At 62.4% G+C, this 14,929-nt stretch carries 14 protein-coding genes and 2 pseudogenes; 9 read left to right on the top strand and 7 right to left on the bottom strand.

All coding sequences use genetic code 11. The features are described from left to right. Window positions 1-72 precede the first annotated feature (72 nt). The 5 genes from IPK20_00350 to IPK20_00330 all read right to left on the bottom strand — a co-directional run bounded on the left by IPK20_00350 (window position 73) and on the right by IPK20_00330 (window position 4,596). Complete coding sequence (locus tag IPK20_00350) at window positions 73-720, bottom strand: class I SAM-dependent methyltransferase (GenBank protein MBK8015281.1); 648 nt, start codon at window positions 718-720, stop codon at window positions 73-75. A gap of 653 nt (window positions 721-1,373) precedes the next feature. Next, the gene (locus tag IPK20_00345; GenBank protein MBK8015280.1) at window positions 1,374-2,255 is read right to left on the bottom strand and encodes a glycosyltransferase; all 882 of its coding nucleotides are present in this window, start codon (window positions 2,253-2,255) and stop codon (window positions 1,374-1,376) included. Between the two features lie 124 nt (window positions 2,256-2,379). After that, entirely contained in the window at window positions 2,380-2,607 is a 228-nt protein-coding gene (locus IPK20_00340; GenBank protein MBK8015279.1) for a hypothetical protein, read from the bottom strand. Beyond that, window positions 2,573-3,475: a hypothetical protein gene (locus tag IPK20_00335; GenBank protein MBK8015278.1), complete on the bottom strand. Its 903-nt coding sequence runs from the start codon at window positions 3,473-3,475 to the stop codon at window positions 2,573-2,575. The genes IPK20_00340 and IPK20_00335 overlap by 35 nt, the downstream gene beginning before the upstream one ends. Before the next feature lie 173 nt (window positions 3,476-3,648). Next, a complete protein-coding gene (locus tag IPK20_00330; GenBank protein ID MBK8015277.1) occupies window positions 3,649-4,596 on the bottom strand; it encodes a glycosyltransferase in 948 nt (315 codons plus the stop codon). 174 nt (window positions 4,597-4,770) lie between these two features. Between IPK20_00330 and IPK20_00325 the strand changes: the two genes are divergently transcribed. The 3 genes from IPK20_00325 to IPK20_00315 all read left to right on the top strand — a co-directional run bounded on the left by IPK20_00325 (window position 4,771) and on the right by IPK20_00315 (window position 7,888). Next, window positions 4,771-6,114, top strand: a complete 1,344-nt coding sequence (locus IPK20_00325) for a phenylacetate--CoA ligase family protein (GenBank protein MBK8015276.1) — start codon at window positions 4,771-4,773, stop codon at window positions 6,112-6,114. A 434-nt stretch (window positions 6,115-6,548) separates the two neighbouring features. Then, window positions 6,549-7,151, top strand: coding sequence for a hypothetical protein (locus IPK20_00320; GenBank protein ID MBK8015275.1), 603 nt, complete (start codon window positions 6,549-6,551; stop codon window positions 7,149-7,151). Further along, on the top strand, window positions 7,148-7,888 hold the full coding sequence (locus IPK20_00315) for an O-antigen ligase family protein (GenBank protein MBK8015274.1): 741 nt from the start codon (window positions 7,148-7,150) through the stop codon (window positions 7,886-7,888). Before IPK20_00320 ends, IPK20_00315 begins: the two co-directional genes overlap by 4 nt. A 237-nt stretch (window positions 7,889-8,125) precedes the next feature. Here the strand turns inward: IPK20_00315 and asnB are convergent, their stop codons facing one another. After that, window positions 8,126-9,937: an asparagine synthase (glutamine-hydrolyzing) gene (gene asnB / locus IPK20_00310; GenBank protein MBK8015273.1), complete on the bottom strand. Its 1,812-nt coding sequence runs from the start codon at window positions 9,935-9,937 to the stop codon at window positions 8,126-8,128. Window positions 9,938-10,207: 270 nt separating this feature from the next. On the opposite strand from asnB, the gene IPK20_00305 reads away from it, so the two are divergent. The 6 genes and pseudogenes from IPK20_00305 to IPK20_00280 all read left to right on the top strand — a co-directional run bounded on the left by IPK20_00305 (window position 10,208) and on the right by IPK20_00280 (window position 14,058). Continuing rightward, entirely contained in the window at window positions 10,208-10,744 is a 537-nt protein-coding gene (locus tag IPK20_00305; GenBank protein ID MBK8015272.1) for a hypothetical protein, read from the top strand. Continuing rightward, window positions 10,741-10,956: pseudogene (locus IPK20_00300) on the top strand (ABC transporter ATP-binding protein). Before IPK20_00305 ends, IPK20_00300 begins: the two are co-directional and overlap by 4 nt. A gap of 4 nt (window positions 10,957-10,960) precedes the next feature. Further along, window positions 10,961-12,061, top strand: a complete 1,101-nt coding sequence (locus IPK20_00295) for an ABC transporter ATP-binding protein (protein ID MBK8015271.1) — start codon at window positions 10,961-10,963, stop codon at window positions 12,059-12,061. Between the two features lie 614 nt (window positions 12,062-12,675). Then, on the top strand, window positions 12,676-13,101 hold the full coding sequence (locus IPK20_00290) for a hypothetical protein (GenBank protein ID MBK8015270.1): 426 nt from the start codon (window positions 12,676-12,678) through the stop codon (window positions 13,099-13,101). 127 nt (window positions 13,102-13,228) lie between these two features. Next, window positions 13,229-13,474 (top strand): hypothetical protein, encoded by a 246-nt coding sequence (locus IPK20_00285; protein MBK8015269.1) that lies wholly within the window; start codon window positions 13,229-13,231, stop codon window positions 13,472-13,474. 233 nt (window positions 13,475-13,707) lie between these two features. Continuing rightward, a complete protein-coding gene (locus IPK20_00280; GenBank protein MBK8015268.1) occupies window positions 13,708-14,058 on the top strand; it encodes an OmpA family protein in 351 nt (116 codons plus the stop codon). Between the two features lie 374 nt (window positions 14,059-14,432). Here the strand turns inward: IPK20_00280 and IPK20_00275 are convergent. Further along, a pseudogene (locus tag IPK20_00275) lies at window positions 14,433-14,525 on the bottom strand (TlpA family protein disulfide reductase). Between the last annotated feature and the right edge of the window lie 404 nt (window positions 14,526-14,929).

Genomic DNA, 14,929 nt, shown 5'->3' with positions numbered 1-14,929 from the left:
ACGGACCACCGCCGTCTTCACATTGTCATATCAGTCATATCAGTGACGGCAATTCGGCTGCACTCGGCGGTGCTACTTCTCCATGATCGAGATGACATTGGAGCGATATCGCCGGAAACTGTCGGCCATCAGGAGCTTGATCCATAGAAGCTCGAAGACGACCAGGGGCGGTACGACTCGGAACTGGGGAAACGAGTTGAAAAGCATCTCGACGTGACGACTGAACCCGGCAGCTTCACTCAATCTCGAGATCGCCACTTCCGAATTGGCCAAGTAGTGCGTCCTGAAGAGGTCGTCCTCCTTTCGCTCCTGCAGCAACATGACCATCTTCCCTTTCATTCTCTCGGGAATCAGACGCGCACAAACCGTGTAGTATCCCCTGACATTCATCGTATGAAAGATGAACTTCCCCCCCGGGCGCAGGACTCTGAAAACCTCCTTGAACTGCGTCTCTGGGTCATCAAGGTGTTCGACAACCATATTGGCCGTCACAAGATCAAAACTACTCTCGGGAAACGGCAATCTCGCGATATCCCCTCGGATCCGCGCAGAAATGGTCGCATGCTTCTTCAGGCTATTGAGGTCAAAGTCCAGCCCAAACACCACACGGCAGCGGCTGATCAGGTCGATTTCCGATTCATGACGCCATTTCGGAAGCACTGAATGCCCGCACCCCAAATCAAGCCAATCTATGCCATCTCTGATATTGGCATCAAGCACGCCTTCATAGATGTCCTGCGAATACCGGAGCTCAGGGACTAGCTTCCTTTGGATCCAAGAGCTTTGATTGTACAATCTCTGGCGCAGGCCCATCTTGTGCGATCTCCCTTCTCCGGCACGCGGCTGCTGTTGGCTTCCCAGAATCCGGGAGGAGTCCGTTCGACTCATGGTCGACAGCCGAGCGCCTTGAATTCAGATCCGCCCCGAAACGGCGCTCTGCAACTCCTGTGTTAGCAGCATAGACGTTCGCCTGCGGACTTCAAGCGCACTTTGCCATGTGCCAAGCGCGGCACGGGTACACCATAGGCCACAGTGGGTATGTCGCGATTCACGGCTCAGAGAACTGCGTCAGCGGTCGGCAAGTCCTTGCGCATCGCCCAATGACACCGAAGCCTCGCACACGCTATTGTCAACGATCGTCATTCAGACCTCTGGACCGGACTAGCCCTGCAGGGCGATCCAGCAAGCGGTCATAGAGTTCCATCAGAACGGTCATCGAGTGGTCCCATGCATAGAACTCGCCCACGCGGCTCTTCGCAACTGCACCCAATCGACAACGTGTGGCTTCGTCTTCCATGAGAAGGCCGATAGCGCCCGCGAGGGCTGATGCGTCGCCCGGCGGCACGAGCAAGCCACAAGTGCCGTCGACCAGTTCAGGGTTGCCGCCTACCCGTGTGGCCACAATCGGTAGCCCGCAAGCCATGTACTCCAGTATCGCATTCGACAACCCCTCGCGATCCGAACACAGCACGCCGATGTCCAGAGAAGCCAGGCAAGCACCGACGTCTAACACAGAGCCGTGAAAGTGAACCGAATCTCGGACGCCTAGATCGATCGCCTGGCGTTCGAGAGCGTCGCGCAATGGCCCATCTCCAGCAAGTGAAGTGAACCACACCCAACGGCGCCCGCCGCGCAAGCGTTGCCCAAGCCATCAGAAGGACATCGTGCCGCTTGACCGGAGTCAAACTCGCGACAATTCCCACGGCAGGCCGCCCACCGGGCAAAGGGGACGCTGCGGGCGGCGTGACCGCAAGATCGACGCCGTTGTGCACAACGACGAACTTCGCGGCTTGTGTCCGTTCTCTGCGAGCTGCATACCTTGAGACGCTTTCAGCATTGGTCACGATCGCTGCGAAGTCCCGATTGGCGAACATCAGCACCCATGGGAACAGATTGTGATACCACGGCTGATTGCCCGTCCCCAGTCCCATGTCCCGCCGGCTTGATACCAAGACCGGGCGCCGACGCGAAGCCAGAGTGCCGATCCACGTGACGAAGATCGATTCATCGAAGAACACATGGACAAGATCGACGTGATGCTTGTCAATCAAGTGGCTGAGCCGCCGCACCACGCCAGGAAAGCTCCATTTGAGAAACCCCTCATGCCCAAGCACAATGGTGTCGCAGGGCAAATCGGCGCTCTCCATCCATGGCGATGACCATAGGCAGATGAGAATCGGATCGAAGCGCGCCCGGTCAATCCGCCGGATCATCTGCAGGAGCTGCTTCTGAGTGCCCGCCGTATCGCAGGACATCGTGTCAATGACGTACGCTACACGACGAACGCCTCTCCCGGAACCACCCGACGGCAGGCATCTCGCCCTCGCCCCTTCGACGGGTTGGACGCTGACATCGGTCCGAGGAATCTCATCCATCGGACTATTCGGGGAACGGCTTACCCGGCACGCCGGGGGCGCCGAGATCCTGGCCTCCGATCGTCACTGGGTAGCCGGTCGAAGCGAGGCCGTTCTCGTTGATGGCGAACAGATAGGCCGTGCTACCCGGTTCGAAGCTGCCGGGATTGAACTGAACCTTGATCTGAGTCGTCGACCACGACGTTGTGGGCTGAATCTCACGGTGAGTGCAAGCAGCGAAGGTGGGGGGCATCTCCAAGCTCGACTCTGGCCCATGTTGTTGTCGATGTATGCGTCGTCCAGGTAGAAGTGGTTGCTGTCAGTCGACGTGTCGCCCCAGCTATTGAAGAACCCGAGAATGTACGGGCGCATGAACTCGCCTTCAGCCGATCCCGCCGCGCTGCGCGAGGCAGAGTGGAGTCATCGAGTACCAGCTCACCGTCGAACCAGATCTTGACGGCGCCGTCGCGGAGATCGCGCTGCGAGCTGTCCTTGTATTCAACTTGAATCAAATGCCAAGTACCCAGGGTCCATCGCTCCTTGAAACCACCCCCGAACCAACCGGATTCGTTGATGGGGCCAGAACTCTTATAAATGAGTGAATTCGACCAGCCCTCCGTGGCAACCACCCAGTTGTCCTGTGCCGAACCAGTAGACCACATGCGAAAGATCTTGACGTTCGCCAAGTTCGAACCCAATCCCCCATTGGTCGCCGTGCCCCATGTCCAATCCGAACCCAATTTGAACCAGTATTGGCAAAACCAACGCGGGCTATTGGAGCCACCGGTGAGCGTCGCGTGCTCCACATAATCGTTGCCCACGAAGTTGGCCGTGGCATTGTATCGGCTGTTCGAGTGCCTTTGGTTGTCCTGATTGATATGCCATACACCCGGCGATCCCGTATTGCTCCAGCGCGAACTGAACGAACCGGCTTCAATGTCATCCCAAATCACCGGCGGGGCTGCCGGCTTAGTTCCGAAGCCGCTTCCGCCTATCGTCACAGACTCTTCGTGCTGCAAAGCGCCCGAAACGCCCGAAATGGACTGTGCACGAACGCCGCCTGCTGCCACGCCCAAGAGCAAGATAAGCGCTTGTGCAATAAAGAGATGGAAGTGTCTCACCTCAGGACTCCTTCGTTTCCCTCGCTCCGGACCGCTCAAGTGACGCGCGTGGAGATCGCCGTTGCAAAACGCGCGCCAAATCCCGGGTCTCACGAGATACAACTCTCCTGTTGCCGCCGAGGCCACCTAGACCATAGGCGAGCGGCTTCCACCGACGATGCGCGCTGCGACATCTATGTGTCGAGCCGGAACCCGGCACGGAATAGCCGTTGGCGCACAAGGGTCCAGAAACCTGGCCTGTGGCGGTCGATGTCACGACACAGATCCAGTGTACGATGAGTCCAGACCTCACGAGTTCGGATTACCGCCGGCAAATCCACCATCGCGTCGTGGACACCGGCTGCAAACCACGGGAAATAGCCATCCCGCAGCGAGTAGGCCGCCATGGCACCGAGTCCGCGGACCAGAAACCAGATGCCGTAGCCCAGAGGCATGTTTCGGACCACCAGCCATATGTGATTTCGGGTGTCAAAGTAGTAGAAACGCCATGTTGTTCGGGTGCTCTCCTCGTGCTTGTGAAGCACGCTGACTCGGCCATCATATTCCACCGTGAAGCCGGAGTTCATCATACGGAATGCCAAGTCGGGTCCTTCGTGGCCGATGAAATAGCGAGGGTAGTAGCCGCCACTTCGGACAAACGCCTCCCTGCGGAAAGCGACCGCGCCCTCTGTGATCTCATAGGACAAGAAGCGCTGATCCGAATCCGTTGAATTGCGATGGTGAACCCAATTGCAGACGCGTCTAGTATAGTAGTCGATGACCCGAAAATTGAGCGCGCCCAACTCCGGATGTGCCGCGAACTCGGATTCCACCAGCGCCAGAGACTCGGGCGACAAACCGAGCAGATCGTCGTCAAGGGTGATAATGGTGGCCCCGGTGGCTCGCGCTATGCCCAGATTGCGCGCCGAAACGCCGAGATTGCGCTCAGTGCGAACATGAACGAACTCCGGAAAATCGCGCGACAGTAGATCGGCCGTGCCGTCAGTCGAATGGTTGTCAACAACAATGACCTCGTGAACGAGGTCCGCTATCGCCCGCAACTCCGCCAGCATCACACGCAAGCAATCCCAACGGTTGTACGTCAGGACTACGATCGTAACGTCATAGCTCCGATTCCGCATGCGTCCCCCGGCAAATGGAACCCGTCACCCAGCCCAGACCAGCGTGCTCGGTTTGCCCCACGATACGCAATAACCACGAAACCGCCAAGCACACGGCCGAGGTTGACAAACTAGCTGATCCAGCGACAATTCGATTGGTAGCCCCTTGTTACCGTCCCTCTTCTGGAGGAACTCGTGGACGTCAGTAGTGCGTTCTATCGTGAATTTGTCTACTACCCTGTCGCTTCATACACTGCCGGCCCGGTGCGCCGGCACCTCAAGGCCCTCTTGGCTTCCCAATACGACTTGCCTTTAGCGCGCGCAGAATTTCAAGCCTCAGCCGTTAGGGAACTTATCGATGCCAGCAGGCGCGAAGTCCCATACTTCCGCACACTCCCGGAGCTACCTGAAGCAGCGTCCACCCCTGGCGAACTGCTGGCCGGTATTCCGCTGCTGGCCAAATCCGACCTACAGAATTCAGCGCTCCGCCTGCGCACAACAGTCGACTGCGGACGGTTGGTGTCTAAGACGACAGGGGGATCGACCGGCGAACCGGTTACGATATGGAAGACTCGCGACGCCTGGGCGAGAGAACTTGGTGCGACGTGGAGAGGCTATGCCTGGGCCGGTATTGAAGTCGGGGACCTCCAAGCACGGTTCTGGGGTGTGGCCCATACGTCCTCAGGTCGCTGGCGCGCGCGTCTCATTGACCGTGTTTGCCACCGAATACGGATCCCGGCGTTCGCGTTCGTGGACTCTGATTTGGCGAACTACGTGAAGCTACTCAACCGTCGCCAACCTCGCTGGTATTATGGCTACGTCTCCATGTTGACCGAGCTCGCGCGATTCGTGCAGCGGGGCGGAGCGAGATTGCGCCATCGTCCCCGGTGCATTGTCACCACCTCCGAAGTCCTGAATGCAGCCGATCGCGAACTGCTGAGAGAGGTGTTCGGAGCTCCGGTCTTCAACGAATACGGCTGCGGAGAACTGGGCACGATCGCCCACGAATGCCCTTACGGCTCGCTGCATGTCAGCGAGGAGAACATGATCGTAGAAGTGCTGGACGGAACCGAACCGTGCGACCCTGGCCGCGCCGGGGAGCTGGTTGTTACGGAACTGAATAACCGCGCATTCCCACTCATCCGATATCGCACCGGCGACTTCGGCGTACTGGCCGCTGGCACCTGTGCCTGCGGCCGCACCCTCGGCCGACTTGACCAGATCCATGGACGCGCCTATGACTTCATTCGGAACCGCGAGGGACGTCTCTTCCACGGCGAGTTCCTGATGTACGTATTTGAGGACTTGCGCCGGCACGGAGCGGACATCCGGCAATTCCAGGTGGAGCAGGTGGACCTTGACCGGTTCGATGTACGCATTGTGCGCGGCGACAGCTACGACCCCGATTGCGAAGACGAGATCAAGAACTGCTTGCGGAGCAACGTCGACCCTGATGCGGTCGTTACAGTGGAATACGTGGAATCAATACCCCGCGAACGATCGGGCAAAATGCGTACCATCAAAGGGTTGCCTCGCTAGGCAACGCGGGCATACACGTGCATTTGATGTCCGGAGTTCAGCCCTGCACACAGATTGGCACCAGCGCTGGCGGAAGTAGAAGCGATTCGCTGACCGGCCGGTAAGAAGACCATAGCCGAGGTTCCGCCTGTGGGCTGCCCACGTGACAGGATCGCTTTCGCATGACCTGTATTCGAGCGCCCAGCTGTCTTCGGCAGTGCATATCTGCTTGACTGGCCCGGTCGGAACTCCCGAAGAACACCATGTCAGATATTGCCGGCTGACAGGAGCCCGATCTCCATCTACAATTGTGGCGTTAGTTGGACACTCGAGTCAACACGTACATCACCAAGAGCAATCCTAGAGGACGAGGTTCGACCCCGTTGTTCAGCGTGGATCAGACTTCACAAATGGGCGCGCCAGGCCGAGCTACCCGCATGCCCGGATATCCCAAGTTGAACGCGCTGTTTTTCGTGACTTTTCTTGCCTTCATGCTATTCAGAAACGTGGATGGCGGGAACCGTGTGGAACTGCTGGGCGCAATGCGCCTCGAGTTCCTGCTTGGGAGCGCCGCAGTTGCAATGGCTATTGCCAAGATCTCCGGTCAACCGGTTCAACTCCAGGGTTCGCAGAAGATCATCGTCGCCATTTGCCTGCTCTTCGCAATGATGATCATCCAAGTGCCCTTCGCCGCCGATCCCTTTGAGGCGAAGCGAGTATTTACGGATCGTGCATACAAGTTCGCGTTTCTGACTTTTCTCATAGCCGCTCTGGTTGAATCGCCGACCTCGATGAGCTTGTTCATTTGGGTGTTCTTGTACTCGGTATTCCATATTACGCTCGAGCCGTTCCATGGCCTCGTTACGGGAAATCCGTCTGGCAGAACCAAGGAGTCATGCGACTCCACGGGTCAGTTCCTATGTACGGGCATCCCAACAGCCTATCAGGATGGGCCACTGGTGCTCTGCCATTCGTGGTGTTTCTATTCATTCCCGTTAGGCGTTGGTACCTTCGCAGCGCCCTGCTGCTTCTGGCCTTCACTTCATTGCCGTGCGTGATCTACTCTGGATCTCGCACGGCGTATCTTGGCCTCATATCATTGCTTCTGTGGTGGTTCTTTCAGTCACGCAAGAAGAGGAGATTCCTGGCCATTGCGACAGCTGTCTGCATATTGGCAGTTCCGCTCATCCCAGACCAGTACATTGAGAGATTCAAGAGCATTGGCGGCAAAGAAGCTGAGGGCCACTCCAAGCTTGCTCGCAAACAAGTCATGAACGATGCGCTGGTCGTGTTCATGGAGAATCCGCTGGGGATTGGAGTGGGCTCGTTTCCGGTAGTCCGAGCCGCTCGATTCGGTCGCGAAGCTGTCGACACGCACAATTTGTACCTTGAAGTTGCGACCAACCTGGGCGTCCAGGGCCTAGTAGCGTTTCTTGGACTTGTGGGAGTTCTCCTCGCCAGTTTCCGCGATTCCGCCAGAGCCTTTCGCGGCCAGCAGCTTCAGTTGATCCGCTTGGCAGGCGACGGGAAGCTACCCGCTGCAGCCTCTCGACATGCCAGAAGGCACTTCCAGGACCTCGCGTTCTGCTACGCTATGGCACAGGCTACGGCCGGCTACATCTTGGTTCGTTTGGTCCTTGGTTTCTTCGGAATGGACCTCTACGAGATCTACTGGTGGGTTGGCGCTGGAATAGCCGTGTCTCTCGCCGGACTGGTTACAACAACAAGAAAGAGGACGCGGTTCATCGTGCAGGTGATCGTCACCGAAGACGAATCGAGGCGTGCTGCGTTCTGACTCTTGGCACGCAACATGGTGCACCATTGCGTCAGCGCCGCCTGGCCGTGAAGCAACGGCTGCTGTCGCAGAACTCGCGCCGACCCGGCACCTTCAATGGGCGTTCGCAGGCTCCACAGGGCGCTTGTTCGTGGCCGCACGAAGTCGCCGCGCACGAACTGGACATCGATAACAGAATACAACGGGCGTCAATCGCCAATGCAGCGAATCCTGAGCCCCTCACCGCCCACAGCCCATTCAAGCATAGCGCCGCAGCCACCATTCGAGAGCCAGCAAGCTCCAGTACTGCTGAGGCAGACGCCAGCCGCTCGGAGCATCCTCACGCCACATCTCGTCGGCAACGCGGCGGACAACAACGGGCTCGACCAACGCCTCGCAACGGCAACCAGGTCGGATCAAGTCGCGGGCTATCTCTCGAAGTGGCCCGCGGACCCAGTCGGCAACGGGTGCACCGAAGCCATGCTTGGGCCGGTGCAGAACTTCGTGCGGCAATCGGTCGACCATGGCATCCTTCAGCAGCTGCTTGGGAGTTCCTCCCTGGATCTTCAGTTGCGGTGGAATGGTCAGGCAGAACTCCACCAGACGATGGTCCAGAAACGGCGCCCGGCATTCAAGACTGGCCAGCATGGCGGCCATGTCCACCTTCTTGAGTAGGTCACCCGGGAGGTAGAAATTGAGATAGTGCCCGAAAGCCGCAGACAGCGGGTCCGAATCGGCAAGAGCCAACCACGCGTTTTCGTCATAGTAGCGCCCGACATCGGCAGCATACCCCGGCAACCACCGCGACATTTCGGTGGCCGGGACCAAACTCCGCACGTTTCGCCAGTGTTCGCGGGCCCACGGGCTTCCTCGCCGTGGATATGCTGTCGTGTATCCAGTCGCATCCGCGACCATGCGCGCAAGGCGTGTGGCTATTCGACCACCACGCACTTGAGCTTGGTAGAGATACGTCGTGTAGCCGGCGAAGAGCTCATCGCCTCCATCGCCGGTCAACGCCACCTTGACGTGGGCACGAGCTTCCCGGGCAACCATATACGTCGGTACACAGGACGAGTCAGCGAACGGTTCGTCGAAATAGTCCATAACCAGAGGAAACGACTCGGCGACGTCACCGCGCACGAAAAGTTCGGTGTGATCTGTACCGCAGCGTTCGGCGACCGCCCGGGCGAAGGGACGCTCGTCCATGTCGCCGGCCAATCCCACGGAGAAGGTCCTCAGCGGGGTAGCCGTAGCTTGGGCCGCGAACGACGTGACTGCGCTCGAATCGATGCCGCCGGAAAGAAAGACGCCCACCGGGACATCTGCTACCATACGCATGGCCACCGAGTCCCTCAACAGCTCACTTACCGTCTCGCGCGCAACCTCGGCGCGCAGGCTCCAGTCCACCCGGATCTCGGGCTTCCAGTAGCATTTCTCCTCGACCCGATCGCGCTCGACCTTCAGATAGTGCGACGGTGCCAGCTTGCGGATTCCCCTGAAGATGCACAGAGGCTCCGGAACACACAGCATGTTGAAATAGAGCGCCAGCGCCTGCGAATCCAGTTCACGGGGGACACCCGGCCATTCCAGCAGAGCCTTCAGCTCCGATGCCAGCACGAGGTGTTCCGGCGTCTCCAGATAAAGGATCGGCTTCTCCCCGAGTCGATCACGTCCCGCCAACAGCAGGTCCCGTTCGCGATCATAGATCACCGCTGCGAACATTCCATTGAGATGGCGAAACAGGTCCTCACCGTGATCTTCGTAGAGGTGAGCCAGGACCTCGGTATCCGAAGCCGTGCGAAACGTATGCCCCCGGTTCACCAGCGCGCTGCGCAACTCGCGGTAGTTGTAGATCTCGCCGTTGAGTATGACGGCAACCGATTCGGTCTCGTTGTAAACCGGCTGCGTGCCGGTCTCGAGGTCGATAATCGACAGTCGCGCGTGACCGAGCCATGCCCTCCCGAAGCGGACGAGGGTCTGTTCGTCCGGACCGCGGTGTTTCAGTGTCGCCACCATCGCGGCAGCTGATTGGCCGTCCTGTTCCCCGACATCTGCGTGCTTGCCGTACACCGTGACGATTCCACACAAAGTGCCATACCTCGGGAAATTGACATCCAGACCGGGCGTAGTGACGCCTACCGACGGCAGGGTTCCCGTATCCGAGGCCCCCACCTGGGCAGGAAGCCGCGGCTAGTGTCGCTCAATGTGCCCGGAACTGCCACCGTCGTTGTAAACGATCGCCAACATCGCCGAGAATTGACTTGGATGCGGCCCGGCGACGTCGATATGCTGGTATCGACAGGCCCGAAACCGGCTTGACGGCAACTCCGGAGTTCACCCGTGCGTGCCGTTTCGCCTGCCCAGACTGAAGGGACCGCATTGCCGGCGCACTCCAACCGCGGCCTGACCACATTGCGCGGCTACTTTTCAGTCCTGCGCGGCCAGGAGCCCGTACTGGCTCTGGCCGGCCTCTTGATGCTTGCCTCTACGGCGGTCAGCAGGGCTATCCCGGTCTTCGCCGGGCGAATCGTCGACGCGATCGGCAGCCGGTCTCCCGGTTCGACAGTGGTGTCACCTTACTCTGCTGATCAAGTTGTGCTCGTTCTTGGCGCCCTGTTGCTCGCCCAACTCGCCTCTTCCTTCCTCTTCTCGGTCGTCTCCGCCCGCCTGGCCCTCGAAACCGTCACCCGCCTCCGCCGCCGCCTCTACGCCCACCTGCTGGAACTGCCCGCGCTGTTCTTCTCCGGCCAGAAGGCCGGCGACCTCTCCACGCGGGTGACCGGCGATGTCGGCGCCATCCAGTACGTCCTGACCGGGGGGCCTGGTCAGCCTGGTGCGCGCGGTGCTGACCCTGGCGGGGCGCGCTGGTGCTCATGACCCGCCTGAACGCGCAACTGGCGCTGGTGGTGGTGCTGCTGATCCCGGCCACCATCCTGCTGGTGCGGCTGTTCGGCACGCGCCTGCGCCGGCTCTCGCGGCGGATGTACGACAGCCTGGGCGCCCTCAGCAGCCACGTGCAGGAGACCGTCGGCGGCATCGCGACGGTGAAGGTGCACAACGCGCAGGGCCACGAGAAGGCACGGTTCGAGGGCGATGGTCGAGGGTTACCGCCGCGACGGGGTGCACCGCGCCTGGCTGCAGGCGGCCCTCGAGGCGGGTATCCAGATGGCGCTGTGGGTGTGCCTGGTGGGTGTCGTCGTCTACGGGTTCGTGCTGGCGGCGCGTGGAGGCCACCGGCGGCGAGTTGGTCGCCTTCCTGCTGCTGGCCTTCCGCGTGGCGATGCCGCTGGCCTCGCTGTCGAGCCTCTACGCCGAGGCCCAGGGTGCCGCCGCGGCCGCCGCGCGCCTGGACGACGTGTTTGCCCTGGCTCCCGAGCGCGACCCGGCGGCGCCCGTGCCGGCGCCGCGTCACGAGCCGGAATCGGGATCCGCCTGGCGGCGGTCCACTTCGCTCACCCCGCTCAGGGCGGCGGCGGGCAGGGGCGCGAGGTCCTATGCGGGATCGACCTGGATATCGCGCCGGGACAATGGGTTGGCCTGGTAGGTCCCTCAGGTTCGGGCAAGACGACCTTGGCCGGATTGCTGATGGGCCTGTTCCCACCGACCGCCGGAAGCCTCAGCCTGGATGGACGGCCCTACGCCGACCTGGATCCGGCGGAACTGCGCGCCAGCATGGCCTTCGTTGCTCAGGACCCGGTCCTCTACGACGTGAGCCTGGCCGACAACATCCGCTTTCGGCCTGGCCGACGCCCCGACGCCGACGTGCGGCAGGCGGCCGCGCGGGCGGGTGTCGACGGGTTCGCCGACCGGCTGCCGCAGGGACTGGACACGGTCACCGGCGAGCGCGGCATCCGCCTGAGCGGCGGCCAACGGCAGCGCATCGCCTTGGCCCGGGCGTTCCTCCGCGATCCGGGCCTGCTGGTGCTGGACGAACCCACCAGTGCCCTGGACGCGGGCTCCGAGGAGGAGATTCGCCTGGCCATGAGGGGGCCATGCAGGGCCGGACCGCCGTGGTCATCGCCCATCGCCTGTCCTGGTCCGGGACCTGGACCTGATCGTGGTTCTGGCCGACGGACGTATCGTGGAAACCGGGACCCACGGCCAGCTTCTGGACAAGAACGGGCTCTATGCGTCGCTGCACTTCGCCCAACAAGGCACCGATACGACAAAATAAATTCCACAAATTCAACTTGACGGCCCTGGGCAGGTTGCTAGTATGGATGCAGGGGATAAGTATCGAAACGGGCCGTTCAAAGCCCGCCCAGAGCTGGGCGAGCCCGCGCCGGGCAGGAGGATGCATGAACATGAAGAAGACGTACTGCAAGCCTGAACTCAAGACCAGACGGCTGGAGTTGGGTGTGTTCGGAGACTATTCGAATGGTCGCGGTGGGGAGCACCCCGCCCAAGCCGGCGAATGTCATCGAGGACCTGCGGTTGCGCATGGAATAGGGGACCGGCCCGCCGTGGCGAATCGGCAGCAAGGCCGTGTGATTGGATCGGGCCGCCCAGGGGCGGCCCGTTCGTTTCATGGGCGACCGCTTCTTCGGTGGTCACCTGGGCACACATGGCTGTTGACCGCTTGCCCCGCCGAACGGATCAATGAGCGGCACCGGCACGCAGCCGGGCGTGATCGCTATCCACGGAGAGCTGACGATGTTCCGGATGTCCGAACGGATCCGAAGAAGCCTGACACCGTCTGGCCGCACTGGCGGCAATCCTGGGGCCGTGGCCGGAACGCCGGCCGCCGGCACCATCGACGTGCCGGTCCGCCGCTGGGGCCTGGGCCTGGAGGGCGGCGTCATGAAGCTGTGCAGGAGGGCGCCTGGGATCACGCCGCAGCCGATCAGTTTGGTCGCGTGCGGCTATCGCGCGGACTCAGCCGACACTGGACGGTCGGCGCTGCCTGGCTGTTCGGCCACACGCGCACCGGGGTCGTCGAACGCGGCGCCGCGGCCGGTTGGTCCTTCGCCTCCGAGCCGCCCTATCGCACGCTCATCAGCCAGCCGATGCTCGAACTCGAGCACCGACCGACGCCGGGCGCGCGGGTCAGCCCGTTGCTGACCGCAGGCCTCGGCGTGACGTCGTGGCGCGTCATCAGGACCGGGTCCGAGGACGTCGGCTGGTTTCCCGAAGGCGAGACGATCAGCGGCTACGACCTGGACGGCAACCTGGTCGAGCTGTCCGCCACCCGCCCCACGCGTTCTCGTTCGGACTGGGCCTGGATGTCATGGTAACGCGTTCCCTGCACGTGGGTCTGGGCGCCCGCTACCAGGTGCTCACGGGGCAACGATCGCGACAACGTCGGCATGAGCGACCGCTGGGCGCCGAGCACGTGGACGCCAACACGGCGCTGGCCGGCGCTTGGGTGCGCTCACCTGGTGGCCGGGCCCCTCGGGAACGCACGGCGACAACCGCCCCGGCAACCGCGACCGACGCCCGGAGCCGGACAACGATAGCGACCGCGTGCGCGAGCGCGCCGGCGACCGCGATGGCGACGGCGTCCCTGATGACCGCGACCTGTGCCCGAACCTGGCCGAGGATTTCGACGGCTTCGAGGACGCCGACGGCTGCCCGGACCGGGACAACGACGGCGACAACTATCCCTGATCTGCGCGACCGCTGCCCTGACCAACCGGAAGACATCGATGGCGACGCCGACAGCGACGGCTGCCCGGACGTCGACGACGCCACCGGCGCCAAAGCCGCACCCGTGACGGCGCCTTGGCCACGCCCGCACCGACGTTGGCCGCACCGACGGCGCCGTCGCCGCCGAGCCTGGCTTCGGCCGACTTCGTCCTGGAAGGCGTGGCTCTTCGGCAGCGGCAGCGCCATCCTCGGCGCTGAAGTCCGCCCGCAGCTCGAGGAGGCGCCGCGGCCTGGCTCTCGCCGGCGAACCAGGCCAGGTGGAGATCCGCGGTCACACCGATGCCGCCGGCAACGCGGAGAACAACCGCGCGTTGTCGCTGCGCCGCGCCCAGGCCGTGCGCGACGCCTTCGTGCGGATGGCCTGCCCTGGCGCGCCTGACGGCCGCCGTGGGCGCCGGCCAGGACGAGCCTGTCGCCGACAACGCCACTGCCCGCGGGGCGCGCCAGGAACCGCCGCGTCGAGATCCGCCTGCTGCGCTGAGGGGTACCGCGGCGGCTTGACCTGTTCCTTCGCCAACGGCTCCAGATTGCCGTTGTTGCACTGACAGAGGGGGCTGCGAACATCCCGCGGGGCCGTAGGGCCCGAGGATGTTTGCAGCCCTCTGTCGTTGCGACGGCCGACCGGTCAGGAAACCGATCCCGGCGCGGGCGAGCGCGGGCGCAGCTGATCTCGCTCTGCGCACCGACGAGGTGGGCGCGGATCGTCCTCCCCTTGTCGATGACGAAGCCCGTGGGGATGCTCTTGGCCCCGGAACTGGCCCTGCGCGTCCGGCTCTGCTGATGCGCACGATCCGCATCGTGTACGGGTTCTTCTGCAGGAAGGACTCGATGGTCGGCTGCGCCTCGCTGGGCGGCCACGAACGCGACCTGCTCGCCCAGCCTCTTGTGCAGCTTCTCGATAGTGCGGCATCTCCATCCGGCAGGGACCGCACCAGGTGGCCCACAGGTCCAGGAAGACGACCTTGCCGCGCAGGTCCGCCAGGTTGAACGTCTTGCCGTCCAGGTCCGTCAGCACCGCGTCGGGCGCCTTCTGGCCCACCATCGACTCGGGTTCGCCAACTGCTCGACGTGGCGGCCACGCGAGGTGCTCCCTCGGCGCGTTCCACGCGAAGACGCCGTCGGCCGGGCCGTCACGCCCAGCCCGGAGCCGGGAGCGTCAGCGGTGACGTTCTGCGTCGGGACCGCCGCGCCCCTGATCATCGTCGAGGACGCGACTCACGCAGATCCTGCCTCGGGGTCCAGCCGACATCGGCCGGCGCCAGGCGTGCCGCCGGGATTGGCGGGGATCCGCCGCGAGCGCCGGCAGGCTGAATACGCGGCAGGTGATGTCGCGGGCCGCCGACGTTGAGTTTCGGTGACCGGCGCTCGACCGGCCCCCGCCCCTCGGGCAGCAGCAGCTGGCCAAGGCCGGCATAG

This window comes from Betaproteobacteria bacterium (assembly GCA_016713305.1).
Classification (GTDB): domain Bacteria; phylum Pseudomonadota; class Gammaproteobacteria; order Burkholderiales.
Note: the sequence above shows the minus strand (reverse complement) of the source record. Positions and strands in the feature narration are given on the sequence as shown.

What these genes read in the sequence shown, in the direction of transcription:
- IPK20_00345 (MBK8015280.1), bottom strand. Translation starts at nt 2,255, where the DNA reads ATGTCCTGCGATACGGCGGGCACTCAGAAGCAGCTCCTGCAGATGATC.
- IPK20_00340 (MBK8015279.1), bottom strand. Translation starts at nt 2,607, where the DNA reads ATGCCCCCCACCTTCGCTGCTTGCACTCACCGTGAGATTCAGCCCACA.
- IPK20_00330 (MBK8015277.1), bottom strand. Translation starts at nt 4,596, where the DNA reads ATGCGGAATCGGAGCTATGACGTTACGATCGTAGTCCTGACGTACAAC.
- IPK20_00295 (MBK8015271.1), top strand. Translation starts at nt 10,961, where the DNA reads ATGGTCGAGGGTTACCGCCGCGACGGGGTGCACCGCGCCTGGCTGCAG.